At 55.2% G+C, this 1,662-nt stretch carries 1 rRNA gene; it reads left to right on the top strand.

Features of this window, described 5'->3' with window-relative positions:
• Positions 1-68: 68 nt before the first annotated feature.
• Positions 69-1,606: ribosomal RNA gene (locus KUV72_RS19620) — 16S ribosomal RNA — on the top strand.
• Positions 1,607-1,662: the final 56 nt, after the last annotated feature.

The following is a 1,662-nucleotide window of genomic DNA, read 5'->3' as shown; positions in this document are numbered from 1 at the left end:
GCGACTCGTCAAACGAGACGTTTGAACCTTGAGCCAAGTTTGGTCCGCTTAACGGACTATCAGACTTTAAACTGAAGAGTTTGATCATGGCTCAGATTGAACGCTGGCGGCAGGCCTAACACATGCAAGTCGAGCGGAAACGATCCTAGCTTGCTAGGAGGCGTCGAGCGGCGGACGGGTGAGTAATGCATAGGAATCTGCCCGGTAGTGGGGGATAACCTGGGGAAACCCAGGCTAATACCGCATACGTCCTACGGGAGAAAGCAGGGGATCTTCGGACCTTGCGCTATCGGATGAGCCTATGTCGGATTAGCTAGTTGGTGAGGTAATGGCTCACCAAGGCTGCGATCCGTAGCTGGTCTGAGAGGATGATCAGCCACATCGGGACTGAGACACGGCCCGAACTCCTACGGGAGGCAGCAGTGGGGAATATTGGACAATGGGCGAAAGCCTGATCCAGCCATGCCGCGTGTGTGAAGAAGGCCTTCGGGTTGTAAAGCACTTTCAGTGAGGAAGAAGGCCTTGAGGTTAATACCCTCGAGGAAGGACATCACTCACAGAAGAAGCACCGGCTAACTCCGTGCCAGCAGCCGCGGTAATACGGAGGGTGCGAGCGTTAATCGGAATTACTGGGCGTAAAGCGCGCGTAGGCGGCTTGATAAGCCGGTTGTGAAAGCCCCGGGCTCAACCTGGGAACGGCATCCGGAACTGTCAGGCTAGAGTGCAGGAGAGGAAGGTAGAATTCCCGGTGTAGCGGTGAAATGCGTAGAGATCGGGAGGAATACCAGTGGCGAAGGCGGCCTTCTGGACTGACACTGACGCTGAGGTGCGAAAGCGTGGGTAGCAAACAGGATTAGATACCCTGGTAGTCCACGCCGTAAACGATGTCGACTAGCCGTTGGGCTCCTTGAGAGCTTTGTGGCGCAGTTAACGCGATAAGTCGACCGCCTGGGGAGTACGGCCGCAAGGTTAAAACTCAAATGAATTGACGGGGGCCCGCACAAGCGGTGGAGCATGTGGTTTAATTCGATGCAACGCGAAGAACCTTACCTACCCTTGACATCGAGAGAACTTTCCAGAGATGGATTGGTGCCTTCGGGAGCTCTCAGACAGGTGCTGCATGGCTGTCGTCAGCTCGTGTTGTGAAATGTTGGGTTAAGTCCCGTAACGAGCGCAACCCTTGTCCCTATTTGCCAGCGATTCGGTCGGGAACTCTAGGGAGACTGCCGGTGACAAACCGGAGGAAGGTGGGGACGACGTCAAGTCATCATGGCCCTTACGGGTAGGGCTACACACGTGCTACAATGGCCGGTACAATGGGTTGCGAATCCGCGAGGTGGAGCTAATCCCATAAAGCCGGTCTCAGTCCGGATCGGAGTCTGCAACTCGACTCCGTGAAGTCGGAATCGCTAGTAATCGTGAATCAGAATGTCACGGTGAATACGTTCCCGGGCCTTGTACACACCGCCCGTCACACCATGGGAGTGGACTGCACCAGAAGTGGTTAGCCTAACTTCGGAGGGCGATCACCACGGTGTGGTTCATGACTGGGGTGAAGTCGTAACAAGGTAGCCGTAGGGGAACCTGCGGCTGGATCACCTCCTTAATCGACACGTCGCTGACTGTCGGTAAGTGCTCACAATGAATTACCTGATCAAGCAA

This window comes from Halomonas sp. DP4Y7-1 (assembly GCF_019800705.1).
Lineage (GTDB): Bacteria > Pseudomonadota > Gammaproteobacteria > Pseudomonadales > Halomonadaceae > Halomonas > Halomonas litopenaei_A.
Note: the sequence above shows the minus strand (reverse complement) of the source record. Positions and strands in the feature narration are given on the sequence as shown.